Origin of the sequence: Nocardioides sp. ChNu-99 (assembly GCF_029493445.1) — a bacterium.
Classification (GTDB): Bacteria; Actinomycetota; Actinomycetes; order Propionibacteriales; family Nocardioidaceae; genus Nocardioides.
In genome coordinates, this window is record NZ_JAHWBL010000003.1 from 71,579 (window position 1) to 96,219 (window position 24,641).

At 75.6% G+C, this 24,641-nt stretch carries 18 protein-coding genes; 10 read left to right on the plus strand and 8 right to left on the minus strand.

Going from position 1 to position 24,641, the window contains the following annotated elements; all coding sequences use genetic code 11:
* Positions 1-144 precede the first annotated feature (144 nt).
* A complete protein-coding gene (locus tag KK617_RS02165; RefSeq protein ID WP_277497759.1) occupies positions 145-1,887 on the plus strand; it encodes a pilus assembly protein TadG-related protein in 1,743 nt (580 codons plus the stop codon).
* Between the two features lie 80 nt (positions 1,888-1,967).
* Here the strand turns inward: KK617_RS02165 and KK617_RS02170 are convergent, their stop codons facing one another.
* On the minus strand, positions 1,968-3,803 hold the full coding sequence (locus tag KK617_RS02170) for a phosphoenolpyruvate carboxykinase (GTP) (RefSeq protein ID WP_277497760.1): 1,836 nt from the start codon (positions 3,801-3,803) through the stop codon (positions 1,968-1,970).
* A 157-nt stretch (positions 3,804-3,960) separates the two neighbouring features.
* On the opposite strand from KK617_RS02170, the gene KK617_RS02175 reads away from it, so the two are divergent.
* On the plus strand, positions 3,961-4,569 hold the full coding sequence (locus KK617_RS02175) for a YitT family protein (RefSeq protein WP_277497761.1): 609 nt from the start codon (positions 3,961-3,963) through the stop codon (positions 4,567-4,569).
* A 27-nt stretch (positions 4,570-4,596) separates the two neighbouring features.
* Here KK617_RS02175 and KK617_RS02180 read toward each other — a convergent pair whose 3' ends face one another.
* Positions 4,597-5,139: a thermonuclease family protein gene (locus tag KK617_RS02180; RefSeq protein WP_277497762.1), complete on the minus strand. Its 543-nt coding sequence runs from the start codon at positions 5,137-5,139 to the stop codon at positions 4,597-4,599.
* Between the two features lie 105 nt (positions 5,140-5,244).
* Positions 5,245-5,889 carry a C40 family peptidase gene (locus tag KK617_RS02185; RefSeq protein WP_277497763.1) on the minus strand — a complete coding sequence of 215 codons (645 nt, stop codon included), beginning with the start codon at positions 5,887-5,889 and terminating at the stop codon, positions 5,245-5,247.
* 396 nt (positions 5,890-6,285) lie between these two features.
* Between KK617_RS02185 and KK617_RS02190 the strand changes: the two genes are divergently transcribed.
* On the plus strand, positions 6,286-6,894 hold the full coding sequence (locus KK617_RS02190; protein WP_277497764.1) for a TetR/AcrR family transcriptional regulator: 609 nt from the start codon (positions 6,286-6,288) through the stop codon (positions 6,892-6,894).
* 6 nt (positions 6,895-6,900) lie between these two features.
* Here KK617_RS02190 and KK617_RS02195 read toward each other — a convergent pair whose 3' ends face one another.
* On the minus strand, positions 6,901-7,656 hold the full coding sequence (locus tag KK617_RS02195; RefSeq protein WP_277497765.1) for an SDR family NAD(P)-dependent oxidoreductase: 756 nt from the start codon (positions 7,654-7,656) through the stop codon (positions 6,901-6,903).
* Positions 7,657-7,727: 71 nt separating this feature from the next.
* Positions 7,728-8,897 (minus strand): acyl-CoA dehydrogenase family protein, encoded by a 1,170-nt coding sequence (locus tag KK617_RS02200; protein ID WP_277497766.1) that lies wholly within the window; start codon positions 8,895-8,897, stop codon positions 7,728-7,730.
* Between the two features lie 121 nt (positions 8,898-9,018).
* On the opposite strand from KK617_RS02200, the gene KK617_RS02205 reads away from it, so the two are divergent.
* On the plus strand, positions 9,019-9,600 hold the full coding sequence (locus tag KK617_RS02205; protein WP_277497767.1) for a TetR/AcrR family transcriptional regulator: 582 nt from the start codon (positions 9,019-9,021) through the stop codon (positions 9,598-9,600).
* A gap of 46 nt (positions 9,601-9,646) precedes the next feature.
* On the opposite strand, the gene KK617_RS02210 is transcribed toward KK617_RS02205, so the two are convergent.
* Positions 9,647-9,937: a chorismate mutase gene (locus KK617_RS02210; RefSeq protein WP_301800871.1), complete on the minus strand. Its 291-nt coding sequence runs from the start codon at positions 9,935-9,937 to the stop codon at positions 9,647-9,649.
* 44 nt (positions 9,938-9,981) lie between these two features.
* Positions 9,982-11,676: a glycoside hydrolase family 30 beta sandwich domain-containing protein gene (locus KK617_RS02215; RefSeq protein WP_277497769.1), complete on the minus strand. Its 1,695-nt coding sequence runs from the start codon at positions 11,674-11,676 to the stop codon at positions 9,982-9,984.
* 306 nt (positions 11,677-11,982) lie between these two features.
* On the opposite strand from KK617_RS02215, the gene KK617_RS02220 reads away from it, so the two are divergent.
* Together KK617_RS02220 and KK617_RS02225 are read left to right on the plus strand one after the other, a co-directional pair.
* Entirely contained in the window at positions 11,983-13,464 is a 1,482-nt protein-coding gene (locus KK617_RS02220) for an MDR family MFS transporter (RefSeq protein WP_277497770.1), read from the plus strand.
* Between the two features lie 93 nt (positions 13,465-13,557).
* Entirely contained in the window at positions 13,558-13,995 is a 438-nt protein-coding gene (locus KK617_RS02225; protein WP_277497771.1) for a hypothetical protein, read from the plus strand.
* A 182-nt stretch (positions 13,996-14,177) separates the two neighbouring features.
* Here the strand turns inward: KK617_RS02225 and KK617_RS02230 are convergent, their stop codons facing one another.
* On the minus strand, positions 14,178-14,738 hold the full coding sequence (locus KK617_RS02230) for a TetR/AcrR family transcriptional regulator (RefSeq protein WP_277497772.1): 561 nt from the start codon (positions 14,736-14,738) through the stop codon (positions 14,178-14,180).
* Between the two features lie 85 nt (positions 14,739-14,823).
* Between KK617_RS02230 and KK617_RS02235 the strand changes: the two genes are divergently transcribed.
* From KK617_RS02235 to recD, 4 genes are all read left to right on the plus strand, one after another.
* On the plus strand, positions 14,824-15,543 hold the full coding sequence (locus tag KK617_RS02235) for an SDR family oxidoreductase (RefSeq protein ID WP_277497773.1): 720 nt from the start codon (positions 14,824-14,826) through the stop codon (positions 15,541-15,543).
* Positions 15,544-15,643: 100 nt separating this feature from the next.
* On the plus strand, positions 15,644-19,093 hold the full coding sequence (gene recC, locus KK617_RS02240; protein WP_277497774.1) for an exodeoxyribonuclease V subunit gamma: 3,450 nt from the start codon (positions 15,644-15,646) through the stop codon (positions 19,091-19,093).
* Positions 19,090-22,653: a UvrD-helicase domain-containing protein gene (locus tag KK617_RS02245; RefSeq protein ID WP_277497775.1), complete on the plus strand. Its 3,564-nt coding sequence runs from the start codon at positions 19,090-19,092 to the stop codon at positions 22,651-22,653. The genes recC and KK617_RS02245 overlap by 4 nt, the downstream gene beginning before the upstream one ends.
* Positions 22,650-24,632 (plus strand): exodeoxyribonuclease V subunit alpha, encoded by a 1,983-nt coding sequence (gene recD / locus KK617_RS02250; protein ID WP_277497776.1) that lies wholly within the window; start codon positions 22,650-22,652, stop codon positions 24,630-24,632. The genes KK617_RS02245 and recD overlap by 4 nt, the downstream gene beginning before the upstream one ends.
* Positions 24,633-24,641: the final 9 nt, after the last annotated feature.

Here is a 24,641-nt window from a genome sequence, read left to right on the forward strand (position 1 = left end):
CGCCAGTGTGGTGGGCCCGTGTGACGTGCTCGTGACGAAGTCCACCCTCCGGTTGCCTCAGGTCGCCGCCCGGCGGGCCGATCTGGCCCTACGCTCGCGAACCCCCCTGCCGCGAGCCGGCTCGCTCTCGGATGGAGGTGCCCCGTGAGGCACGTTCGGCATCGTTCCCGCGCGCAGGACCAGCGCGGCGCCGTCGCCGTGATGGTCGGCCTGCTCGTCGCGCTCGTGCTCGCCATCACCTCGCTCGTCGTCGACATCGGCATGCAGCGCGTCATGCGCCGGGACCTGCAGGCCGTCGCGGACGTCGCGGCGCTCGACGCGTCGCGCCACCTCGACGGCCGCACCGGCGCGCAGGTGCGCACCGCGGTGGCCGACGAGGTGCAGCAGGCCCTGACCCGCAACGGCGACTCCCTGGGCGAGCCCCCGACGCTCTCCTTCGAGCTGGGCGAGATGACGGTCACGGGCACGTTCCGGCCGGTGCTCGACTCCGCCGTGCCGACCGCCGTGCGCGTCACCGCCGCCTCGTCGGTGGGGTACGTCGTCGCGGACGGCGACGGCCTCGCCTCCCGCTCGGCGGTGGCCGCCTCGACCTCCTCGGCGTGCTACCAGGTCGGCTCGTACGCCGCGCTCGTCCGCACGGGCCGCTCGCCGCTGCTCAACCCGGTGCTGCGCCGGATCGGCCAGAGCAACGCGACGCTGGCGGCGCTCGACTACACCGGCCTGGCCGCGGTCGCCGTCAACCTCGACCGGCTCGCCGCCGAGCTGGGCGTCGGCACCCTCAACCAGCTCGCCAGGACGACCGTGAGCGCCAAGAGCTACTACCTGGCCGTGCTGAACGCGCTGCCCGCGGGCACCAGCGGCACGACCGTCACCGCGCTCAACGCCCTGCGCACCTGGGTGAACGCCAACGTGACCCTCGACGTGGGCCGCATCCTCGGCGTCGCCACCGGCTCCGGCGCGGTGCTCGGGGCGCGCTACAACGCGCTCGACCTCGTCGCCGGCTCGATGCTGCTCATCAACGGGCAGAACACCCTCAACCTCTACACGGGTGCGCTGCTGCCGGGCCTGGCGAACACCAACATCGCGCTGAAGCTCATCCAGGGGCCGCGGCAGTTCTGCGGCCGCCCGGGGGAGCCGAACTCCACGGCGCGACCGGGCGACACCGAGCAGCTCGGCGTGCACGTCGACACCTCGCTCAACCCGTCCAACGTGGTCGTCGGGCTCGCCTCGGTCCCCGGCATCGTCTCGGCGCCGGTGAACCTCACCGTCCACCAGCCCAACCACCTGGGGCTCGACCTCTCGCTCGCGCCGACGCAGACGACGTTGAAGCGCATCGTGTGCGGCGACCCCGCCAGCGCCACCTTCGAGGTGCGCAACGGTCTCGCGACCGTGAAGTTCCAGACGCCGATCCGCACCTCCCTGCGGGTCAAGGTCAAGCTGCTCGGCATGGTCTCGCTGGCCGAGGTGCAGGTCGACGTGAACGCCACGGTCAACGTCACCGCCACCATCAGCCCGTCGGGCAACGCCGACTACACGATCACGGTGCCGCCCCGGCAGTTCGACACCGCCTACCCGACGACCACCGGCGGCATCACCGCCGCCCCGCCGACCGTCAACGCCGGCGCCAGCGTCGTGGCCCACCTGGGGCTGCTCAACGGCACCCTCGGCGCCTGGGTGGGGCTCAGCACGGCGGAGGCCAGCGCGTTCCTCGACGCGTCGGTCAAGGGAGCGGTCAACGCGCTCCTCGACCCGGGCAACCCCACGAGCCTCAGCAACGGCCTCATCAACCCGCTGCTCGCCCTCGCCGGCACGGAGGTCGCCGGAGCGCGGCTCTCGCTCGACAGCGCGCCCGCCATGCGGTGCGGGGTGCCCGCTCTGCGGGGCTGACCGGCCCCGGACGTGGAACGTGGTGGGAGCGCCACGGATCTCCTGGCGCTCCCACCACGAACGGGGGGGTACGGCGGGGCTCAGCCCTCGCCGAGGGCGGCGGCCACGCGGCGGTGGGCCTCCCAGATCTCCTCGGGCAGCCCGGTGAACTGGCGCAGGTGCTCCTCGCGGAACCCGATCTCCTGGCGCCACCGCTCCGTGTCGATCGACAGGATGCGCTCGAGGTCGGCGTCGGGCACGTCGAGGCCCGACAGGTCGAGCTCCTCGCGCGTCGGGATCGTGCCGACCGGCGTCTGCTGTCCGGAGACCTCGCCGTTCTTCAGCTGCACGAGCCACAGCAGGGCGCGCAGGTTCTCGCGGTAGCCGGGCCACAGGAAGTGGCCGTCCTCGGCGTCGCGCTGGAACCAGTTGACGTGCGCGAAGATCGGCTGGTCGCTGGCCCGGCCGACGATGTCGAGCCAGTGCTTCGCGTAGTCCGCCTCGGCGTACGACATGAACGGTCGCATCGACATGGGGTCGTAGCGCAGCTGGCCGTCGAGCCCGTCGGCGGCGAACGTCGCCTCCGCGCCGAGGGTGAGGCCGTCGTACACGCCCTCGGCCACGTCGGTGATCGCCCGCACCAGCGGCTCGCGGTCGCGGGTGCGCCCGCCGAAGATGATCGCGTCGAGCGGCACGCCCTCGGGCGCCTCGAAGTCGGGCGCGACGTTGGGCACGTTCGCCAGCGTCGTGGTGAAGCGGCTGTTGGGGTGGGCCCAGGGCGCGCCCTGCTCGCTCTCGGAGCGGTCCGCGATCGCGTCGCCCTTCCAGTCGAACCAGCCCGTGACGTCGGCCGGCGGCTCGGGCGTCTTGCCCTCCCACCACACCTCCTGGGTGGAGGGGTTGTAGGCCACGTTCGTGAAGATCGTGCCGGTGCCGTCCGCGATGGACTCGAGCGCCGTCGGGTTCGTCAGCTCGTTGGTGTCCTTCGCGACGCCGAAGACGCCGTTCTCCGGGTTCATCGCGTAGAGCCGGCCGTCCGCGCCGGGCCAGATCCAGGCGATGTCGTCGCCGTAGAACTCGACGTGGTAGCGGTCGCCCAGGGCTTCGGGGGCCAGCGTCATCGCCAGGTTCGTCTTGCCCGACGCGCTCGGGAAGCCGCCCGCCACGTGGTAGCGGCGGCCCGTCTCGCGGTCGGTGATGCCCAGCAGCATGAACTGCTCCGAGAGGAACTCGCCCGAGGCCCAGCCGTCGAACGCCGCCTGGCGCAGGCCGTGGGCGATCTTGCCGAGCAGGGCGTTGCCGCCGTAGGACGACCCGAAGTGCAGGATCGTGCGCTCGTCGGCGACCGTCACGAAGTAGCGCTGGTCGTCGGGGGTGCCCTGGCCGTGGCTCTCCAGGTCGCCGGCGACGTGGACGGCGCGGACGAACGAGTCCGGGTCGGCCAGCTCGTTGATGTAGGAGACCTCGACGCGCGCCATGCGGATCATGTGGAGCACGACGGTGCGGGTGTCGGTGAGCTCGACGCCGGCGGCGAAGCGCTCGAGCGGCGAGCCCTGCGGCGCCATGAGGTAGGGGACGACGTACATCGTGCGGCCCTCGAGCTGGCCCCGCATCTTCGAGGTGAGCAGCTCCTTCATCTCCGCCGCGGGCCGCCAGTTGTTGTAGACGCCCTGGTGGGCCTCGTCGTTGGTCGCGACGATCGTGCGCTCCTCGGAGCGCGCCGTGTCCTTGTGGTAGCTGCGGGAGTAGTAGCGCCCCTCGCCGGCGGGCTGGAGCTCGCCGGCCTCGAGGGCCTCGGCGACGAGGCGGGCGTCGTCGGAGGAGCTGACCACCTCGATGCGCGCGGCCCCGGTCACCTCCGCCCAGTGCTCGACGTACTCCCGCACGTGCGGGTTGGTCAGGCCGGCTTCGTCGAGCGCCGCTGCCACGTTCACCATGATGCCCGGATCCTCTCCGTCGGCGCACTGCGTAAGTGCGCTGCGTCAGTGTGCCGCTGATGCTCGCACACGCCCGGGAGTGCGGGACCCCGGCCCCTGCGCGTGATACTCGGTCCCGGTTTGCCAGCGGGCGCCCGCGCCCAGCACAGTCCAGCCCGTGAACGCCGTCGAGCCCGTGCCCCACTCGACCGCCGAGAACGTCCTCGGCGTCCTGACCGGCACCTTCGTCGTGTCCCTCGGCCTGCTCCTCCTGCGCGAGGTCGACGCCGTCACCGGCGGTACGGCGGGGCTCGCCCTCCTGCTCAGCTACGCCGTCGCCGTGCCGTTCGGGGTGCTCTTCGTCGGCGTGAACCTGCCGTTCTTCGCGCTCGCGGTGGCCAAGAAGGGCTGGGCGTTCACGCTGCGCAGCCTCGCGTGCGTCGTGCTCGTCAGCTCCTTCTCCGAGCTGCACCAGCGGATGGCGTCGTTCGCCGACCTGGCGGCGCCGTACGCCGCGGTGGCGGGCAACCTGCTCATCGGCATCGGGCTGCTCATCGTCTTCCGCCACGGCGCGAGCCTCGGCGGGTTCAACGTGGTGGCCCTGCTGCTGCAGGAGCGGCTGGGCTGGCGCGCCGGCTACGTGCAGATGGTGCTCGACGTCGCCGTCGTGCTGGGCGGCCTCACCGTGGTGCCCGTGGAGAACGTGCTGCTCTCCGCGGTGGGCGCGGCCGTGCTGAACCTGGTGCTGGCGCTCAACCACCGGCCCGGGCGCTACCTCGGCACCTGAGCAGGCCCCGGCCCCGGGCGTCCGGGCTCAGCAGGCGCCCCAGATCCCCCGGTCGCCGTCGCGGGCCGCCGTCTGCGCCGCCGCGTACGCACCGTGCCGCTGCGGCTCGGTGTCGAACACGTAGACCTCCGCCCAGCCGGCGGCCAGCACGGCCTCGCCGAGGTCGGTGCCGTCGGCGGTCTCGACGTAGCGCAGCAGCCGGTCGTAGCGGTCGGTGTCGTCCTGCGTCGGGTCGGCCACGAGGCGCAGGGCGTCGCCGGGGCGCACGAGGTCGGCCACGAGCGCCGAGGCCTCCGGCCCGCCGCACTCGACGTCGCCGTGCACCTCCGGGGTGTCGATGCCGACGAGGCGCACCCGCTCCTCGGCGCCGGTGACGGTGCGCACGCGCAGCGTGTCGCCGTCGGTGACGGCGACCAGGGTCGCCGACGTCGCGGGCGTCGTACCGGCACCGGGGTCGGGCTCGCCCGGACCCCCCGGCCCGCCCGCGCCGTCCTGGGCCGAGCGGCCCGCCAGCCAGACGGCCAGCACGGCGACCGCCGCGAGCACCACCGCCACACCCCGACCTCGCACGGACCCTCCTCGGTCACCGAGTTCTGCCGACGGCCCCTGCAGACGCCGGTCGGCGGCACCCTAGGGGGTGCCGCCGACCGGACGGAGCGGAGCGGGGGGTGGCGCTCAGACGCGACCGAAGGTCACGTTCGAGGTCCAGATGCGCTCGAGCTTGACGCGCTCGCCGCTGCCCGGGGCGTGCCACACGTTGTTGTTCCCGGCGTAGATCGCGACGTGGTAGACGCGGCCGCCGCTGCGGAAGAACACCAGGTCGCCGGTCTTCACCGAGGCGCGGCTGATCTGGTGCACCGACGACGCCATCTGGCTCGAGGTGCGCGGCAGGTCCTTGCCGACCTTGTCGTAGACGTAGCCCACGAAGCCGGAGCAGTCGAACCCGCTGCTCGGGGTGGTGCCGCCGTAGCGGTACTTCACGCCCCGCAGGGCCTGCGCGGCCTTGAGCACGCGGTAGTTGCGCTGGTCGATCTGGCGCTCGTAGGAGGCCTTGGCCGACGAGCTCATGCCGGCCGGGTACGCCGCGGCGGGCTCGGCCGTCACGCCGACGCTGAGCGCGGCGCTGGAGACGACCGCCGCGACGGCCAGGCCGGTCGCGGTGGCGGAGCGACGGACGACGCCGGGGCCGGCCGTGGTGGCGCGGGGGGCGGTGAGCCGGGCCCGGCCGTCGGCGCGGTGGCGGGGGGCCGCCGCGGTGTCGGGGGAGGTGGTGACGCCGGCGGCGTGGACGCGCGCAGGCATGACGGGGGAAAGAGACATCTCGGGTTCCTCGGCGACGCCTGCGAAAGATGACCTGTCGGGTTCGGACTGCCGTTGTCCGGGCCGGGCCGCATCGCTGCGACTACCGACCTTCACCCCGAGCCGCACCCCCGAGGGGCGGCGTACTGCTGGGTCTCCCGTGCCCGCCACGCGCTGGACGCGATCAGTTTCTCCCCAGGTCGTGGCGGGCCTCGGCGCGTCCTGGGCGGCCCCGCCGACGCGGCGAGGACTTACAGCCGTCCACTGTGAGGGCTGCTCCCTTGAACCGGCAAGTGACGTCCGGTGTTGCGTGCGTCACTCCGCAAGACCATCAGGTGGGCGCCCGGCCGGCCGACGCGGGCGCCGGGACCGTGCGCCGGAGCGGCGCGGCGGGCCCTCCCGTCTAGGGTGCTCGTCATGGCAGCGGGGGACGGGACCTGGCGCGAGTACGACGCCGTGGAGCTGCCGCGGGTGCTCCAGGGCGCCCTCGAGGCCTTCGCCGAGCAGGGCTACCACGGCGCGTCGATCCGGGAGCTGGCCGCGCGCGCCGGACTGTCGGTACCCGGTCTCTACCACCACCACGCGTCGAAGCAGGACATCCTCCGTGCCCTGCTCGACGCGGTGCTCACCGACCTGCTGCGCCGCTGCACCGACGCGCTCGCCAGCACCGGGGACCACCCGGCGGAGCGCTTCGACGCCCTCGTCGAGTGTCTCCTGCGCTTCCACATGTTCCGCACCGAGCACGCCTTCGTCGCGACGAGCGAGCTGCGCAGCCTCACGCCGGCCAACCGCGAGCACGTGGTCGGCCTGCGCGACGCGCTGCAGCACCTCCTCGACGACGTGGTCGAGGAGGGCGCCGCGGACGGCACGTTCACCACGCCGTACCCGAAGGCGGCGAGCCGCGGTGTCGCGACGCTCTGCCTGGGGGTGGCGTCCTGGTACCGCCCCGACGGCCCGTTGAGCCCTGACGAGCTGGTGCGGCGCCACCTGACGCTCGCCCGCGGCATCGTCAACGGCCGCGACTAGCGGTCCTCAGCGCGGCGCCATCCGCAGCGCGCCGTCCATGCGGACGACCTCGCCGTTGAGGTAGTCGTGGTCGATGATCGCGAGGGCGAGCTGGGCGAACTCGTCGGGGCGGGCGAGACGCTGCGGGAACGGGACGCCGGCCGCGAGCCCGGCCCGGAACTCGTCGGACACGGTGGCGAGCATCGGGGTCTCGACGATGCCGGGCGCGATGACGTTGACGCGGATGCCGTGCTGGGCGAGGTCACGCGCCGCCGGGAGCGTGAGGCCGACGACCCCGCCCTTCGAGGCGGAGTACGCCGCCTGCCCGACCTGGCCGTCGAACGCGGCGATCGACGCGGTGTTGACGATCACGCCCCGGGCGCCGTGCTCGAGCTCGGGGGTGGCGGCGATCTGCTCGGCGGCGAGCGTCATCACGGTGAAGGTGCCGACGAGGTTGATCTGCACGACCTTCGCGAACAGGCCGAGGTCGTGGGGGCCCTTGCGGGACAGGATCCGGGCCGACGGGCCGATGCCGGCGCAGTTGACGACGGTGCGCAGCGGCGCGCCCTCCGCGGCGGTGGCCACGGCGGCCGCGACCTGCTCGGCGTCGGTGACGTCGGTCGGCAGGTAGGTGACGCCGTCGACCGACGGCGCGGCCTGGACCGCCGAGCCCAGGTCGAGGCCGAAGACGTGCGCGCCCTTCGCGGCGAGGGCGGCGGCGGTGGCCGCGCCGAGCCCGGAGGCGGCGCCGGTGACGATGGCGGCGGTGTCGGCGAGCTGCATGGGTGGGTCTCCTCGGAGGTGGGTCGTGCGGTGGGGGTACGGCGGACGGGTGCGGGGGAGCGGTACCCGCGTCAGCGGGCGACGACCAGCCCGGCGTCGGGCTTCGCGTCGAGCGAGCGGGCGATCACCATGCGCTGGATCTGGTTGGTGCCCTCGAAGATCTGCATGACCTTCGCCTCGCGCATGTAGCGCTCGAGGGGGAAGTCGCGGGTGTAGCCGACGCCGCCGAGCACCTGCACGCCGTCGGTGGTCACCTTCATGGCGTTGTCGGTGGCGACGAGCTTGGCGACCGAGGCCTCGCGGCTGAAGGGCAGGCCCTGGTCGCGCAGGCGGGCGGCGTGCAGCGTGACGGCGCGGGCGGCGTGCACGGCTGCCTCCATGTCGGCGAGCACGAAGCCCAGCCCCTGGTGGTCGATGATGCGACGGCCGAACGCCTCGCGCTGCTGCGCGTAGGCCAGTGCGGCGTCGAGGGCGCCCTGCGCCAGCCCCGTGGCCACGGCCGCGATGCCGAGGCGGCCGGAGTCGAGGCCCGCCAGCGCGATCCGCAGCCCGTCGCCCTCCGCGCCGAGGCGCCGCTCGACGGGCACCCGCACGCCCTGGAGCAGCATCGTGGCGGTGGTCGAGCCCATCAGGCCCATCTTGCGCTCGGGGTTGTCGGCGACGAGGCCGGGCGTGTCCGCGGGCACGAGGAAGCACGAGATGCCGTTGCGCTCGTCGGACGTGCGCGCCATGACCTTGTAGAAGTCGGCCTGGCCGCCGTGCGTCGTCCACGCCTTGGCCCCGTCGAGCACGTACGCGTCGCCGTCGCGGCGCGCCGTCGTCCGCATGGCCGCGGGGTCGGAACCGGCGTGGGCCTCGGAGAGGCAGTAGGCGCCGAGCATCTCGCCGCCGAGCATGTCGGGCAGCCACTGGTGCTTCTGCTCCTCGCTGCCCCAGGTGGCGAGGCCGAAGCAGGACAGCGCGTGCACGGAGACGCCGACGCCGACGCTGGCCCAGGCCCGCCCGATCTCCTCGAGCACCTGGAGGTAGACCTCGTAGCTGACGCCGCCACCCCCGACCTCCTCCGGGTAGGGCAGGCCGAGGATGCCGGCCTGGCCGAGCAGGCGGAACACGTCGCGGGGGAAGGCGGCGTCCTCCTCGGCCTGCGCGGCACGCGGGGCGAGCTCCTTGGCGACGAGCTCGCGCACGAGGGCGAGCAGGTCGGCGGACTCCTGGTCGGGGAGCAGACGACGGGCGGGCATGGCTTCCTCCTGGCGGTCCCGGGCCCCGACGGGGCGGCTGGACGGTGCGGCGGTGACGATACTGTGAAGAGTCCTGCGGTATCGTGCAGCGTACGGTACGACGGACGGAGGAGGCGAGGGGATGGCGGGCACGACGCGGCCGCAGCGCACGGCGCGGCAGCAGCAGCTGCTCGACCGGTTGGTCGACCTCTGCGAGGCCGAGGGCTTCGCGGCCTTCACCCTCGACGAGCTGACGGTGCGGCTGGGCTGCTCCAAGACGACGCTCTACTCCCTCGCCGGCTCCAAGCAGGAGCTGGCGGTCGAGGTCGTGCGGGAGTCGTTCCGGCGGGCGGTCGACATCGTCGAGACCCGGCTCGCGGGCGTCGAGGGCGCCGCGGCCCGCATCGAGACCTACCTGCGCGCCGTGGCCGACCGGCTGCAGTCGCTGTCGGAGGTCTTCCTCGCCGACATCGCGCGCCTGCCCGCCACCGACGCGGTCTACCGGCGCAACACGCAGGCCGCGGCCGAGCGGATCCGCGGGCTGATCGCCGAGGGCGTGGCGTCGGGGGAGCTGCGCCAGGTGCACGCGGCGTTCGTCGGGGAGATGGTCGCCGCGACCATGTTCGAGATCCAGCGGGGGCGGATGTTCGAGCGCCTCGAGCTCGCCGACGCCGAGGCCTACGCGGAGCTCGCGACCTTCGTCGTGCAGGCGCTCACCGACTGAGCCGGGGTACGGCGGGGCGGCGCGGGCCGGCGCGGGCCGGCGGGGCTCAGGCCTCCTCGGCGATCCGCTGGTGGTGGTGGATCACCTCGGCGATGACGAAGTTGAGGAACTTCTCGGCGAACACGGGGTCGAGCCCCGCGGCCAGGGCGAGCTCGCGCAGTCGTGCGATCTGACGCTCCTCGCGGGCCGGGTCGGCCGGGGGCAGGTCCTCGCGCGCCTTCAGCACCCCGACCTGCTGGGTGCACTTGAAGCGCTCGGCCAGCAGGTGCACGAGGGCGGCGTCGATGTTGTCGATGCTCGAGCGCAGCGCGGCCAGCTCGGGCGGGACGGGCGGCACGGAGGCGGAGGTCACGGCCACCGAGTCTAGGAGGCGCGGCGGCGTCAGGGGCCGAGCAGTCCGCGCAGCAGGCCGAGCACCCCGCCGAGCACCTCGTCGAGCCGTGGGCGCACCGGGTCGACCGGGGTCGGCTCCCCGGTCGGCTCCCCGGTCGGCTCCCCGGTCGGCTCTCCGGTCGGCTCCCCGGTCGGCTCCCCGGTCGGCGCCGGCTCGTCGGGCGGCACGTCGAAGTCCTGGGCCGACCACGAGCCGTTGAGCACGACGAGCACCTGGCTGCCGTCGGGGTTCGCGTAGGCCACGGTCTCGACCCGGTCGCGCTGGGTGGAGGTGCGCAGCACCGCCCCGGGCTGCACGAACCGCGAGAGGTGGGACCAGTAGGCGAGGTCCTCGTTCGGCTGCCAGCCGTCGGGACGCACCTCGAGCATGCCGCGGCAGGCGGTGCAGCCCCCGAGCCGCGGCCCGCCGGAGGCGTCGAGCGCGAGGTTCCAGTAGAGGGACGACACAGCGCCGTGGCGCAGCGGGTCGAGCAGGGCGAGGTGCATCTCGTTGACGAGGTTGTGCCGGGTGTCGTCCCAGTGGAGGCTGCCGGTGCACTCGGTCATCCAGGCCGGTACGGCGCGCGTCTGCGTCGCCGCCGGCTCCCGGCGCAGGCCGCTCTCGTAGCAGTGGTAGCCGATGGCGTCGACGGTGCCGTCGGCCGCCGCCAGCAGCTCGGCGGGGTAGGTCGTCGGGCGGTCGGTGCCCTGGTCGACGTAGTTGTGGTCCCAGCCGAGCACCTCGACGTCGGCGAGGCCGGCGGCGTCGAGCGCGGGGCGCAGCTCGCGGGCGAGCCGGGCCTGCTCGGCCGACGACATCGTCATCGTGGGGTAGGAGCTGTTGCAGTGCTGCGGCTCGTTGCCCAGCGACACCTGGTCGACGTCGACGCCGTGGTCGGCGTACGCCTGCAGGAAGCGCACGTAGTACTGCGCGTAGACCCCGTAGGCGTCGTCGCGCAGGTGGTTGCGGTTGCCCCAGCAGTCCCCGGTGTAGCGGCCGCCGACCTTCATCCACCCCGGCGCGGACCACGGCGCCGCCACGACGACGAGGTCGGGGTTGAGCGCGAGGGCGTCCTGCAGGACCGGCACCACGTGCTCGAGGTCGCGGGCGATCGAGAAGCTGCGCAGCTCGGGGTCGGGGCCGGGGGTGTGGGCCAGGCTGCGGTGCTCGCCGGTCGCGACCATGTCGCTCGCGCCCATGGGCACCCGCACGACGTCGAACCCGGCGCCGTCGTCGGAGAAGAGCTCTGCGAGGAGGGCGTCGCGGTGGGGGGAGGTGTCGATGAGCTGCGCCGCGGAGTCGGTCAGCGCGCCGCCGAACCCCACGACGGGGAACGCGCCCGGCGCCTCGGCGCCGACGACGAGCTCCTCGCCGCCCACCACGGGGCGCGTGGGCAGGGCGGGCCCGGGGGCCAGCGTCTGCGGGAGGCCCGCCCCGTCGGCGACCGTGCGCCACGACGCGACCTGGGTGTCGCCCGGCGTCCAGGTGTAGGTGGTGACGGACGTGGCGGGGAGCGTGTCGCGGATCGCCACGCCGCCCAGGTCCACGCGGAGCTCGGTGGCGGTGCCCGCCCGGGTCGCGGTGGCCGCGCTCGGGGGAGCCGTGTCGGTGGCGAGCACGTCGGCGGGTCGGACGCCGGCGGAGCCGAGGGCGAGGACGCCGACGAGGGCGCCGAGCAGGAGGGGGCCGCGGGGAGGGGTCATGGCGTCGTCTTTCTGTCCCCCGTGTCGGACGAGAAGGCGTCATGGACCTCCCCGTCCGGCGGTGCGGAGGGGAGGCAGGACGACCCTAGTCGATCCTCAAGGCGGCGTCGAGGATCTCTCAAGGAAGCCTCAAGGGAACAACTCGCTCGCTGCGGGCGATGAGTTCTGGGAGCGTGAGGGGTCGACACCCCCGACGCAGCACCACCGGCGCCGCCGCGCGCCCGCCGCCACCCGCGGCGGTGACGGGCGGCGTACCCCTCCGGGCCTCGACCGAGGCGAGCGGGAACCCGAGGCAGGAGCACCACCATGACGCAGTCGCACGCCCTCGAGACCTCCGCGGTCGCGACCGAGGCCGAGGCCGGACTGGCCCGCCACGACCTCGTGGTCATCGGCGTCCTGCTCGTCGCGAGCTTCGTCGTCATCCTGAACGAGACGGTCATGAGCGTGGCGCTGCCCGTGCTCCAGACCGAGCTGGGCGTCGCGCCGAGTACCGGCCAGTGGCTGACGACGGCGTTCCTGCTGACGATGGGCGTGGTCATCCCGCTGACCGGCTTCCTCATCCAGCGCCTCGGCACCCGCCCGTTGTTCGGGCTCGCGATGTCGCTGTTCAGCGTGGGTACGGCGATCGCGGCGTCCGCGCCCGGCTTCGGCGTGCTGCTGCTCGCCCGGGTCGTGCAGGCCAGTGGCACCGCGATCATGCTGCCGCTGCTGATGACGACGGTCATGACGATCGTCCCGCCCGCGCGCCGCGGCGTGATGATGGGCAACATCTCGATCGTCATCGCGGTGGCGCCGGCGCTCGGCCCGACCGTCTCGGGCCTCGTGCTCGACCACCTCGGGTGGCGCTGGGTCTTCGGTCTCGTGCTGCCGATCGCGCTCACCGCGCTCGTCGTCGGCCTGCGGATGGTGCGCTCGGTGGCGCCCACGAGCAAGGCGTCGGTGGACCTCGTCTCCGTGCCGCTCGCGGTGCTCGGCTCCGGCGGCCTCGTCTACGGTCTCGTCGGCCTGGGCCACGCGGCCGAGGGCTCCGACCAGGCGGTTCCCGTCGCGCTGCCCTTCGTCGTCGGCGCCGTGGCGCTCGCCGCGTTCGTCGCCCGCCAGCTCGTGCTGGCCCGCGAGGACCGGGCGCTGCTCGACCTGCGGGTGTTCTCGTCGTACCAGTTCTGCGTCGCGATGCTGGCGATGCTCGTGGCCATGGCGGCGATGCTCGGCACGCTGATCCTGGTGCCCTACTTCGCGCAGACGGTGCTCGGCTACGGCCCGACGCGCACGGGTCTCATCACCCTGCCCGGCGGCCTCCTCATGGGCCTGGCGGGCCCGCTCGTGGGGCGCGTGTACGACGCCCGCGGCCCCCGCGTGCTGCTCGTGCCGGGCACGATCCTCGTCAGCGCAGCCCTGTGGATGCTGACCGCCGTGGACGAGCAGACCACGATGGGCTGGCTCGTCGGCGCGAACATGGTGCTCTGCCTCGGCCTGGCCGCGACGTTCACGCCCCTCATGACCTCGGGCCTCGGCGCCGTGCGCCCGGAGCTCTACGCGCACGGCTCGGCGGTGCTCGGCACGTTCCAGCAGGTCGCCGGGGCGGCCGGCACGGCGCTGTTCGTCACCGTGATGACGGTCGTGGCGACGCGGTCCGCCGAGGACGGCGCCTCCGCCGCGGCGGCCACCACCGACGGCGTGCACACCGCGTTCCTCGTCGGCGCGTTCGTGTCGCTGCTGCTCGTGGCGATCGCCCCGCTGGTCCGCAAGCCCGCCGCCGCGCCGCAGGGCGTGGTCGCCGGGCACTGAGCCGGGCACTGATCCGGGCACCGACTCAGGGGGCCAGGGATCGCCGGGGCCGCCCTGCGGGGCCGGCTCCCCGCCGTACCGCAGACTGGTGCGGTGGACGTGACCGCGTGCATCTACTCCCCCGACGGCGCGATCCGGCTGACGCCGGACGCGTTCCTCGACGCCGCCCTGCTGTGGTGGCCCGAGGCCGTCGCGGTGGACGTGCGGCGGCGGATCCCGCGCAGCCGGCGCGTCGGCGTGCGGGTGGAGGAGCCGGGGCAACGGCCCTTCGAGGTGCGGCTCTCCGCCGACGGCACGCAGCTGCTGACCGACGGCGACCACGTGCAGCAGATCTGGTTCGCGACGTGGGCCCGCTCGCACGTGCCGTACGACGCGCCCGGCCGCGTCGTGCTCGTCAGCGCCGACGCCTCGCGGGCCGCGCTGCTGACGCCCGGCATGACCCCGCGCGAGGTGTGGCAGGCGTGGCGCGGGCAGAGCGAGGAGTGGCAGCGCTTCGCGCAGGGCTGGCTCGCGGGGGCGCTCGCGGGCTGAAGGGGGCGCTCGCCCGCCGAGACTCGGGGTGCGACTGCGCGGAGGTCTGCTGCTCGACGTCTGCTCAGCGGACCTCCGCACAGGTGGCGGGTTCCCCGGTGCACCGGGGAACCCGCCACTTCCGGCGCCAAGCTTCCACCCGGAAGTGGCGGCTTGCGGGTACGACCTTTCCGGCGCCCCGCTCAACCCCCCGACGGCGGGGGGAAGGCGGCCATGGCCGTCTGCGCGATCGCTCTCAGGTCGTCGATGGTCCCGCCGTCGCGGGCGCAGCCGGACATGCCGCGGAGCACCGCCACGAGGAACGACGCCAGGGCCTCGGTGCGGGTGTCCGGCGGCAGGTCGCCGTCACGCACCCCGCGGTCGAGCCGCTCCTGCAGCCGCCGGTGCAGCTCCTCGCGCTGCGCGGTGAGCCGCGGCTCGGTGAGCATGAGGCAGCCGGGCGGGGTGCCCGCATCGGTGTGGGCGCGCGCGGTGTCGTCGAGCATGCGCGTGACGGCCTCGCGGGCCGTCGGCAACGCAGCCGCGGCGTCGAGGCCCTCGCAGGTACGGCGGAAGTAGGTGGCCGCAGCCTCCTCGAACAGGCGGTGCTTGTCCCCGAACGCCGCGTAGAGGCTCGGCGGCGACACGCCCATGGCCGCGGTCAGCGTCGCGACGGACGTCTCGTCGTACCCCGTCCGCCAGAACTGCTCGACGGCGACGGCGAGCGCTGCGTCGCGATCGAAGCTGCGGGGTCGGCCGGCCATGACGGTGATCATAACGTAGCGGTCGCTACGGAACGTGCTACGGTCGCACCTCGATCAATAGTGGTCACTACAGAAAGAGGTCGTCATGGAGCTGAAGAGTGCGGTCGTACTCGTCACGGGAGCGAACCGGGGCATCGGAGCCGCGTTCGTCGAGCTGCTGAAGGAGCGCGGGGCCGCCAAGATCTACGCCGCAGCCCGCGACGCGAGCACGGTCGAGACCGACGGCGTCGAGCCCATCGCGCTCGACGTCACCGACGCCGCCCAGGTCGAGGCCGCGGCCCGGGCCGCGGGCGACGTGCAGGTGCTCGTCAACAACGCGGGCATCTCCACCGGCACCGCGCTGGTGACGGGCGACGAGGCGGCCATCCGGCGCGAGATGGACACCAACTTCTACGGCCCGCTGCTGATGACGCGCGCGTTCGCGCCGGTCCTGGCTGCCAACGGCGGCGGCGCGATCGTCAACGTCGTCTCGGCGCTGTCGTGGTTCACGGCCCCGGGCGCCGGCGCCTACGCCGCGTCGAAGGCGGCGGCGTGGATGCTGACCGACAGCACCCGGCTCGAGCTGGCGGCGCAGGGCACCCACGTCGTCGGGGTGCACATGGGCCTCGTCGACACCGACATGGCCAAGGGCGTGCCGGCGCCCAAGATCAGCCCTGCCGAGCTGGCCGGTGCGGGGCTCGACGCCGTCGAGTCGGGTGCCCAGGAGGTCCTGGGCGACGACTGGGCGAGGTTCGTGAAGTCGGGGCTGACGCTCGACCCCGCGGACCGCTACGCGCGGATCTCTGCCGCCCTCGGCAACGGCTGAGCGGGCGATCCGCCTCACGGCCCCGGCTCGTCGGCCCACTGTCCCCAGGCGCGGGAGGCACGCCCGCGGACCGTCGGCGCCGCGTGGCAGGCTTCGCCGGGTGAGCCTGACCGTCCACCGCGCGCCGCGCACCGACCTGCTCGCCGACGCCCTCGGCGAGCTGCTCGCGCGGCCGGTGGACGACCCCTTCGCCGAGGAGGTCGTCGTCGTGCCGGCCCGCGGGGTCGAGCGGTGGCTGACGCAGCGGCTCTCCCACCGCCTCGGCACCGGCCCGCGGGGCGGGGACGGCGTCTGCGCGGGCGTCCGCTTCCTCACCCCCCACTCCCTCGTCTCGGTGCTGCTGGGTCGCGAGCACGACGACCCGTGGGAGCCGGGGCGGCTCGCCTGGCCCGTGCTCGAGGCCGTCGACGCCCACCTCGACGAGGCGTGGGCCCTGCCGCTGGCGCGCCACCTCGGCGCCGTGCTCTCCCCCGGGGAGCCGGCCGAGCTGGGCGAGCTGCGGCGTACCCGACGGTGGGCCGTGGCGCGCCGGCTGGCGGGAGCGTTCGCGTCGTACGCCGCGCAGCGCCCCGCGCTCGTCGCCGACTGGCGGGCGGGGCGCGACACCGACGGTGCCGGAGGGGTGCTGGCCGAGGACCTGCGGTGGCAGGCCGAGCTGTGGCGCCGGGTCGTCGAGCGCGTGGACGCGCCGGCCCCCGACGAGCGGCACGCGGCAACGCTCACCGCCCTGCGCTCCGGTGACGACGGGCTCGACCTGCCGGACCGGCTCTCCCTCTTCGGACACACGCGCCTGCCCGTCGCGGAGGTCGAGCTGCTCGAGGCACTGGCGACCCGCCGCGAGGTGCACCTGTGGCTGCCGGTGGCCTCGCCGGCGCTGTCCGCGCGGCTCGACCTCGCGGGCGGCCCCGGCGGTACGGCGGGGGGCCTCGCGGGCCGCACGGCGCCGCGCCGCGCCGACGCGGACATGACCGCCGAGGTCGGCCACCCCCTGCTTGCCGCGCTGGGGCGCGACGCCCGGGAGCTCCAGCAGCAGCTGGCGCGCCTCGACGCCCGCGTCGAGCAGCTCGGTGACGTGCCCGACCCGCCCCCCTCGGCGCCGCTGCTGACGCTGCTGCAGGCCGACGTGCGGGCCGACCGGCTGCCCACCCCGGCGCAGCGGGCGGAGCGCACCCGCGCGGTCGACACCTCCGTGCAGGTGCACGCCTGCCACGGCCCGGCCCGCCAGGTCGAGGTGCTGCGCGAGGTGCTCGTCGGTCTGCTCGCCGACGACCCGACGCTGGAGCCCCGCGACGTGCTGGTGATGTGCCCCGACGTGGAGGCCTACGCGCCGCTGGTCGAGGCCGGCTTCGGGCTGGCGTCGGGGGACCCCGACGATCCCCTGGCCTCGGCGTCGGACCAGCACCCGGCCCACCGGCTGCGGGTCCGGCTGGCCGATCGCGCCCTGTCCAGCGTCAACCCGCTGCTCGCCCTCGCGGAGCGCCTCGTCGCGCTGGCGGGCTCGCGGGTGACGGCCTCCGACGTGCTCGACCTGGCCGGTCGGCCGGTCGTGCGGCGCCGCTTCGCCCTCGACGAGGACGACCTGTCCCGGGTCGAGCGCTGGGTGCGCGACGCCGGCGTGCGCTGGGGCTTCGACGCGGAGCACCGGGCCGACTACGGGCTCGGCCACGTCGCCCAGAACACGTGGCGCGCCGGGCTCGACCGCGTGCTGCTGGGGGTGGCCGTGGCCGGTGACGTGCCCCGGTGGGTGGGCAGCGCGCTGCCGCTCGACGACGTGGGCAGCGGCGACGCCGACCTGGCCGGCCGGTTCGCCGAGCTCGTCGACCGTCTCGAGCACGGGCTCGACCGGCTGCACGGGCCCGCGTCGGCGGAGGAGTGGGTGGCCGCGATCGGCGAGGTCGTGACCTCGCTGGCCGCGGTGCCGCCCCGCGACGCCTGGCAGGCGGCCGAGCTCGAGCGCGAGCTGCGCCGGCTCGCGCCGGTGGGTGTCCCGGGCGTCGACCGGGCGCCGCTCGGGCTGCCGGAGGTGCGGGCCATGCTCACCCGCGCCTGGGCGGGGCGCCCCACGCGCGCGAACTTCCGCACCGGCACGCTGACGGTGTCGACCCTGGTGCCGATGCGCTCGGTGCCCCACCGCGTGGTGTGCCTGCTGGGCCTGGACGACGGGGTCTTCCCCCGCGCGGGCATCACCGACGGCGACGACGTGCTCGCGCGCTCGCCCCTGGTCGGGGAGCGGGACCCGCGCAGCGAGGACCGGCAGCTGCTCCTCGACGCGGTGATGGCCGCGACCGAGCACCTCGTCGTCACCTACACGGGCGCGGGCGAGCACACGGGCACCCCCCGCCCGCCCGCCGTGCCCCTCGGCGAGCTGCTGTCCGCCCTGGAGCGCACGGCGGTGGTCGAGCAGCCGGTGCTGGTGCGCCACCCGCTGCAGCCCTTCCACCCCTCGAACCTCGTCGTGGCCGAGGACGGCTCGGGCCGTCCGCCCTTCAGCTTCGACACCGCCGCCCTGGCCGGGGCGGAGGCGGCGCGCGGGCCGCGCCGCGCGCCGTACCCGCTGCTGGCGGCGCCGCTGCCGGCCGTGACGGACGAGGTGGTGTCGCTCGACGACCTCGTGCGCTTCCTCGTCTCGCCCGCCCGCGAGTTCCTGCGCAGCCGGCTCGACGTCGCCACCCGCTTCGACGAGGACGAGGTGGCCGACGCCGTGCCGCTCGACCTCGACGCGCTCGAGAAGTGGGGCGTCGGGTCGCGCGTGCTCGCCGACGCGCTCGCGGGCGTCGCGCCGGGCGACGCCATCGAGGCCGAGCGCCGCCGCGGCCAGCTGCCGCCCCGGGCCCTGGGCTCGGGGGTGCTCGCGCAGGCCGAGTCGGACGTGCGCCGCCTGTACGCCGGCACGCTCGAGCTGCGCGCCGGCGACCCGCGCACCGTCGACGTCGACGTGGACCTCGGCGACGGGCGCCGTCTCGTCGGCACCGTCGGGGGCCTGCACGGCTCGCGGCTGGTCTCCGTCGAGTTCTCCTCCCTGCGCGCGAAGCACCGCATCGCGGCGTGGGTGCGGCTCCTGGCGCTCGCGGCGGCGTACCCCGACGAGTCCTTCACCGCCCACACCGTCGGCCGCGCCGGGCGCGCGGGCCCGCGGCGCGCCCTGGCCGGCCCGCTCGACCACCGTGCGCTCGGCTGGCTGCGGGACCTGGTGGACGTGCGCGACCGGGGGATGCGCGAGCCGGTGCCCCTGCCGGTGGGCACGGCCTGCGCGTACGCCGAGGCGCTGCACCGCCAGCGCCACGGTGACGAGGCCAGCCTGGAGGAGGTGGTGACGCGGTCGTGGGTGACGCAGCGGGGCGCGCAGGTGCCGGGCGAGGCCGACGCGGCCGAGCACGTGCTGCTCCACGGCCCGCGCGCCGGCGTCGACGTGCTGCTGGGCCCGCCGCGTCCCGACGAGACGTGGGTGCCGACCACCGAGGGCGGGGGGTTCCGCACGCGGCTGGGGCAGTACGCGTGGCGGGTGTGGGCGCCGCTGGTCGAGGGCGCGGAGAAGGTGGGTCCGCTGTGAGCGGGGCGGAGGACTGGGGTCAGGCGGCGATGCCGCACGAGGTCGTCGACGAGTTCGACATCCTCGCCCCGCGGCTGCCGACCGGCACGACGCTGCTCGAGGCGAGCGCCGGAACGGGCAAGACGTGGACCATCGGCGCCCTGGTGGCGCGGTACGTCGCGGAGGGCCACGCCCGCCTCGACGAGCTGCTCGTCGTCACCTTCGGCCGCGCGGCCAGCCAGGAGCTGCGCCAGCGCGTGCGCACCCAGCTCGAGGCGGTCGCCGACGGTCTCGCCGCCGCGACCGGCGAGGGCGTGGCGGCGGCCGAGCACGCCGACGACGCCGAGGCCCCGGGCCCGGCGGACGAGGTGGTGGCGCTCCTGTGCACCGGCACCCCCGCCGAGCTGCGGGCGCGGCGGGAGCGTGTGAGCGCGGCGCTGGCCCACTTCGACGGCGCGACCATCGCGACGATCCACCAGTTCTGCCAGCAGGTGCTGCGCAGCCTGGGCGTCGCGGGCGACACCGACCCCTCGGCGCGCCTGGTCGAGGACGTGGACGACCTGCGCGACGAGGTCGTGGAGGACCTCTACGTGCGGGGCTTCGCCGACGACCCCGACCCGGCGTTCACCGTCGCGGAGGCCCGCGAGATCGGCGCCGCGGTGGTGGGGGACCCGCAGGCGCTCGTCGTGCCCGAGCACCCGGCCGACGAGGCGCCCGCGCTGCGGCGCACCCGCTTCGCCCGCGCCGTGCGCGCCGAGCTGGAGCGGCGCAAGCGCCGCGCCGGGCTGCTGGGGTACGACGACCTGCTCAGCCAGCTCGCCACCGCCCTCGAGGCCGACGACGCCGCGGCCCGGGCGCGCATGCGCCTGCGCTGGAAGGTCGTGCTCGTCGACGAGTTCCAGGACACCGACCCCGTGCAGTGGCAGGTCTTCGACCGGGCGTTCGCCGGTCACGCCACGATGGTGCTCATCGGCGACCCCAAGCAGGCCATCTACGGCTTCCGGGGCGGCGACGTGGTGACCTACCTCGACGCGGCGGCGACCGCGACGACCCACCAGACCCTGGCGACGAACTGGCGCTCCGACGCCGGCCTCGTCGCGGCCGTGCAGCGGCTGCTCGAGGGCGCGGCGCTCGGGGACGAGCGCATCACGGTGCGCCCGGTGCGGGCCCACCACCAGGCGCGCCGCCTCCAGGGCGCCCCGCACGGCGACCCGTTCCGGCTGCGCGTGGTCCGGCGTACGACGGTCGACCCCGGCGCACGGCCGCGGGGGGCGCTGCGGGTGGGCACCGTGCGGCCCCACCTCGAGGCCGACTGCGCCCACGACGTCGCCGCCCTGCTGGCCTCCGGCGCCGAGTGGGACGGTCGTCCCGTCCGGGCCGGCGACGTCGCGATCCTCGCCCACACGCGCTGGCAGCTGGAGTCGCTGCAGGAGGCGCTCACCGCGGTGGGCGTCCGCTCGGTGTTCGCCGGCGGCGGGAGCGTCTTCGCCTCGCCCGCCGCCGAGGAGTGGGCCACGCTGCTCGAGGCCATGGAGGCGCCCCACCGCTCCGCGCTGGTGCGGGCCGCGGCCCTGACCTGCTTCGTGGGCGAGACACCGACGACGCTCGACACCGACGGCGACCGCGCCACCGAGCGGGTCGCGGACCTGCTGCGCGGCTGGTCCGCCCTGCTCGGCCGCCGCGGGGTGGCGGCGGTCTTCGAGGCCGCGGTGCGGCACGGGCTGTTCGCCCGCGTGCTGGGCCGCGACGACGGGGAGCGCCACCTGACCGACCTGCGGCACCTGGCGGAGACCCTGCACCTGGCCTCCCGCGGCGAGGCGCGCGGCGGGCGCGAGGGCGCGCGCGGGGAGAGCCTGGGGCTCGCCGGCCTCGTGGCCTGGCTGCGCCGCGAGATGCGCGACGACGCGGGCGAGGGCATCAGCGAGCGCACGCGCCGGCTCGACAGCGACGCCGCCGCCGTGCAGCTCGTGACGGTGCACGGCAGCAAGGGACTGCAGTACCCGGTGGTCTACCTGCCCTACCTCGCCGACCGCTGGGTGCGCGAGCCGACGGTGCCGCGCTTCCACCTGCCGGCCGACGGTGACGGGGTACGCCGCCGCGCCGTCGACGTGGGCGGGCGCAGTGGACCGCACTGGGCGCGCAGCCTGTCCGAGCACGCGCAGGAGGAGGCCGGGGAGTCGCTGCGCCTGCTCTACGTGGCCCTCACCCGCGCCCAGTCGCAGGTCGTCGCGTGGTGGGCACCCACGACGAACGCCCCCGGCGCGCCGCTGCACCGCGTGCTCTTCGGCCGCACGGCGGGCTCGAGCGCCGTCGCCGATCCCGCCGCGCTGCCCGGCGACGACGAGGCCCTGTCGCGGCTGGGCGCGCTGCAGGCCGCGGGCGGGCCGGTCGTCGAGGAGTCCGTGGCCGCGCCGCCCCGCGTCGTGCTGCCCGCGGTGGCCGAGCCGCCGCTGGCCGTGCGTTCCTTCGACCGGGAGGTCGACGTGGAGTGGCGGCGCACGTCGTACTCGTCGCTGTCCGCCGCGGGCGCCGGCCACGGGGGGCACGGCGGGGCGGCCGCCGGGGCGGGACCCGACGCGGCCACCGCGACGAGCGAACCCGAGCTGACCCCCCGCGAGGACGAGCCGGACCTGCCCGTGCGCCCGGGGGATGCCGGTGGAGGGGGCGCGGGTGGACGGGACGCCGTTGTGCCGGGGGAGGACCCGGTCTCGCCGATGGCGACGCTGCCGGTCGGCGCCACGTTCGGCTCGCTGGTGCACGGCGTGCTCGAGCACGCGGACCTCACCGTCCCCGACCTGGGCGCCGAGCTGGCGGGCCACGTCGCCGAGCAGCGCACGTGGTGGCCGGTCGCCGGTCTCGACGAGGAGGTGCTCGTCGGCGCGCTCGAGGCCGTGGCGACCACGTCGCTGGGCCCGTTGGCCGCCGGGCGGACGCTGCGCGAGGTGCCGCCCGCCGACACGCTGCGCGAGCTCGACTTCGAGCTGCCCCTCGCGGGCGGCGACCTCGCGCGGGGCCGCACGCCCGGCCGCACGCCCGGCCCGCGCCTGGGTGACCTGGCGCCGCTGCTGCGCGCCCACCTGCCGCAGGCCGACCCGGTGCGGGCCTACGCGGAGGTGCTCGACGGCGACCCACAGCTGGCCGACCAGGCGCTGCGGGGCTACCTCGGCGGCTCCGTCGACGTGCTCCTGCGGGTGCGCGGCGCGGCCGCGGGCGGCGAGGACGCCTACCTGGTGGTGGACTACAAGACGAACTGGCTCGGCCCGGTGCCCGAGGCGGACGAACCGCCGGCGCTGCGTGCCTCGGCGTACGCCCCCGCGGCCCTCGACGCGGCCATGGGCGGCTCGGACTACCCGCTGCAGGCGCTGCTGTACGCCGTCGTCGCCCACCGCTTCCTGCGCTGGCGGCTGCGCGGCTACGACCCGGCGGTGCACCTGGGCGGCGTGCTCTACCTCTACCTGCGCGGCATGTGCGGCCCGGCGACGCCGGTCGTCGACGGCGCGCCCTGCGGCGTCTTCTCCTGGCGCCCGCCGGTGGCGCTGGTCGAGGCCGTGAGCGACCTGCTGGACGGGGGCGCGTCGTGAGCGAGCTGTTCGAGCCCGAGGGCCCCGACGACCACCGCCTCGCCCGCACCGCCGGGCCCGGCCTCCTGCGCGACCTCAACGCGGCCGGCGTGCTGAGCGCCGCGGACGTGCAGGTGGCCCGGCGCGTCGGTGACCTCGCCGCCGGCGCGTCCGGCCGCACGGCCGAGGACGAGCACGCCCTCCTCGCCCTGGCCCTGTGCGTGCGCGCCCTGCGCGGTGGTTCCGTGTGCCTCGACCTCGTCGGGGTCCGGGACGTGGTGGAGGCGGCGGACGCGGCGACGCCCCAGGGTCCGCGCCTGGCGCTGCCGGACCACGAGGCGTGGTGCGCGGCCGTCGACGCGAGCGCGCTGGTGGCCCAGGGCGTGCTGCACCGCTCGGGGCCGCTGGTGCACCTGGACCGCTACCGGCGCGAGGAGGAGCAGGTCGCCGCCGACCTCCTGGCCCGCGAGCAGGCCGCGCCCCCGCCGGTCGACGCCGCGGTCCTGGACGCCGGGCTCGAGCGCGTCTTCCCCGCCGCCACCCACGCCGAGCAGCGGGAGGCCGCGCGGCACGCGGTGACCCGTCGTACGACGGTGCTCACCGGCGGCCCCGGCACCGGCAAGACCACCGCGGTCGCCGGCCTGCTCGTGCTGCTGGCGGGCCAGGCGCCCGCCGGCGCGCCGCTGCGCGTGGCGCTCGCGGCGCCCACCGGCAAGGCGGCGGCCCGGCTCGGCGAGGCCATCGCGGCCTCGGCGGAGGCGTTCGCGCCGCCGGAGCGGGCCGCGCTCGACGAGGTGGTGCGGGGCGTCCAGGCCACGACGCTCCACCGGCTCCTGGGGTGGCGGCCCGGGTCCTCCACCCGCTTCCGCCACGACCGCGGCAACCGCCTGCCCCACGACGTGGTGGTCGTCGACGAGGCGTCGATGCTGTCGCTGACGATGACGGCGCGGCTGCTCGAGGCCGTGCGGCCGCAGGCGCGGCTCGTGCTCGTCGGCGACGCCGACCAGCTCGCGTCCGTCGAGGCCGGCGCGGTGCTGGCCGACCTCGTCGCCGGGTTCGCCGGGTCCGACGAGCTCGACGGGGACGGCGGCGCCGGACCGGTGGTGCGGCTGCGCACCTCCCACCGGTTCGGTGCGCGCATCGGCCGGCTCGCCGCGGCGCTGCGGCTCGGTGACGGCGCGGCCGCACCAGTTGTCCCGGCCGCCCCGGTCGCCCCGGCCGCCCCGGCCGACGACGTCGTGGCGGTCACCCGGGCGCTCGCCGCGGAGGGGCGGGGCGCGGACGGCACCGCCGTCGAGCTGTGGGAGACGCCCGCCGACGACCCCCGGCCGGAGGCGACGCTCGACGAGCGGCTGCGCCCGCTGCTCCACCCGCTCGCCCGGGACATCCGCGCCGCCGCCCTGGCGGGCGACTCCGCCGGGGCGCTGCGACTGCTGGGCCGCCACCGGGTGCTGTGCGCCCACCGCTCGGGCCCGCACGGGGTCGCCGCCCACAACCGCCGTGTCGAGGCGTGGCTGGCGGAGGACGACCCGGGCGTGGTGCCGGGCGGGACGTACGCCGGACGGCCCCTCATCGTGGTGCGCAACGACCGGCAGCTCGGCCTCTACAACGGCGACACCGGGGTCGTGGTGCGCGCCGCCGACGGGTCGCTGCGGGCGGTCTTCGCCACCACCGAGGGCGTGCGCGACCTCGCGGTCAGCCGTGTCGGCGAGGTCGAGACGATGCACGCCATGACGATCCACAAGGCCCAGGGCTCCCAGGCCGACGAGGTCACGGTGCTGCTGCCCGACGCGGCGTCGCGCCTGCTGACGCGCGAGCTGCTCTACACGGCCGTCACCCGCGCCGAGCGGGTGGTGCGGCTCGTCGGGGCGGAGGCCTCCCTGGCCGCGGCGGCCACCCGGCACGTGCAGCGCGCCAGCGGCCTGCGCGACCGGCTGCGGTCCGCCCGTCCCGACGCGGCCCGTCCCGACGCGGCCCGTCCCGACGCGGCCCGCCCCTGACGCCTCCGC

Bases quoted from the DNA above. Each gene is read 5' to 3' on its own strand.
- KK617_RS02170 (WP_277497760.1), bottom strand. From the start codon at position 3,803: ATGGTGAACGTGGCAGCGGCGCTCGACGAAGCCGGCCTGACCAACCCG.
- KK617_RS02185 (WP_277497763.1), bottom strand. From the start codon at position 5,889: ATGTCTCTTTCCCCCGTCATGCCTGCGCGCGTCCACGCCGCCGGCGTC.
- KK617_RS02190 (WP_277497764.1), top strand. From the start codon at position 6,286: ATGGCAGCGGGGGACGGGACCTGGCGCGAGTACGACGCCGTGGAGCTG.
- KK617_RS02195 (WP_277497765.1), bottom strand. From the start codon at position 7,656: ATGCAGCTCGCCGACACCGCCGCCATCGTCACCGGCGCCGCCTCCGGG.
- KK617_RS02200 (WP_277497766.1), bottom strand. From the start codon at position 8,897: ATGCCCGCCCGTCGTCTGCTCCCCGACCAGGAGTCCGCCGACCTGCTC.
- KK617_RS02205 (WP_277497767.1), top strand. From the start codon at position 9,019: ATGGCGGGCACGACGCGGCCGCAGCGCACGGCGCGGCAGCAGCAGCTG.
- KK617_RS02215 (WP_277497769.1), bottom strand. From the start codon at position 11,676: ATGACCCCTCCCCGCGGCCCCCTCCTGCTCGGCGCCCTCGTCGGCGTC.
- KK617_RS02220 (WP_277497770.1), top strand. From the start codon at position 11,983: ATGACGCAGTCGCACGCCCTCGAGACCTCCGCGGTCGCGACCGAGGCC.
- KK617_RS02230 (WP_277497772.1), bottom strand. From the start codon at position 14,738: ATGGCCGGCCGACCCCGCAGCTTCGATCGCGACGCAGCGCTCGCCGTC.
- KK617_RS02235 (WP_277497773.1), top strand. From the start codon at position 14,824: ATGGAGCTGAAGAGTGCGGTCGTACTCGTCACGGGAGCGAACCGGGGC.